Origin of the sequence: Streptomyces sp. SP17BM10 (assembly GCF_036322405.1) — a bacterium.
In the GTDB taxonomy this organism is placed as follows: domain Bacteria; phylum Actinomycetota; class Actinomycetes; order Streptomycetales; family Streptomycetaceae; genus Kitasatospora.
Map to the genome: position 1 here is coordinate 1 of NZ_JAQYXB010000331.1, position 760 is coordinate 760.

Genomic DNA, 760 nt, shown 5'->3' on the forward strand with positions numbered 1-760 from the left:
CTCCGCCTGCGCCGCCCGGACCAGACCCCAGACCGGAGCCTGCGCCAGACCCACCAGCGACCCTTCACCAACGGCCACCGCCCCCCGCGTCACCACCACCAGACGCGACCCCGCGAACCGCTCCTCCGCCAGCCACGCCTGGAGGACCTCCAGCACGGCGTGGACGTTCACGCGGACGCCGCTCGGGACGTCCACGGGGCTCACGAAGCTGCCGCAGTCGAGGACGACCACACCGGGCACCGGCTCCGAGGACTGCGACACGTCCTCCCAAAGCGCCCAGGAGTCCTCCGCGGCAGCCGAGTTGCGCAGCTCCGCCCATTCGATCCCGTACAGCGGGTCGGCCGAGCCCAGTTGCTCCGCCGAGACCGCCCGGCCCACCATCGAGGCCACGGCCAGCACCGGGCCGCCCGCCGGGTCGGCGAGGTCGAGCCGCAGCCCGCCGTCGCCGAGGCGGACGATCCGCACCCGGACCGCCGAAGCGCCGACGGCCGACAGGGTCACGCCGGTCCACGCGAACGGGATCATGGTCTCCCGCTCGCCGCCGGCCAGGATCGCGGCGTGCATGGCCGCGTCGAGGAGCGCCGGGTGCACGCCGAAGCCGTCGGCCTCGACGCCCTCCGGCAGCGCGACCTCGGCGAACAGCTCGTCGCCGCGCCGCCAGGCCGCCCGCAGGCCCCGGAACACCGGGCCGTAGCCGAACCCGGCCTCGGCCATCCGCTCGTACGCGCCGTCCACCGGCAGCGCCTCCGCGCCGGCCGGC

The 760-nt window shown here is 76.3% G+C and carries 1 protein-coding gene; it reads right to left on the reverse strand.

The features are described from left to right. A partial coding sequence (locus PUR71_RS01985; protein ID WP_329924540.1) for a polyketide synthase dehydratase domain-containing protein occupies positions 1 to 760 on the reverse strand: 760 nt, incomplete at both ends.